1 protein-coding gene is annotated in these 298 nt (G+C 40.6%); it reads left to right on the forward strand.

Annotated elements, in window-relative coordinates:
- A partial coding sequence (locus HC175_RS22910) for a LytR/AlgR family response regulator transcription factor (RefSeq protein ID WP_168140069.1) occupies nucleotides 1–233 on the forward strand: 233 nt, incomplete at its 5' end.
- Nucleotides 234–298 lie beyond the last annotated feature (65 nt).

Raw genomic sequence — 298 nt, forward strand, 5'->3', positions numbered from 1 at the left:
TGAATATCCATACCCGCACCGGCTCGATTGTAATACGGGAAACCATTAGCAACATAGAAAAGGAATTACCCGATCAAAAATTTATCAGGATCCACCGTTCCTTTATTGTCTCCCTTGCCGCCCTGGATTCCTATACCAATGAACACCTTGAGGTAGCCGGCAAAGCTTTACCTATTAGCAGAAGCTATAAATCTACAGTATTAGCGCAATTGGAGAAATGGGCGATGGAATAATAAGTTTTATAAGAATTTGGGATTGGTGAATTTGGGATAAGTGATTTGAGAATTGGAATTTGCCC

It is taken from the genome of Salinimicrobium oceani (assembly GCF_012037645.1).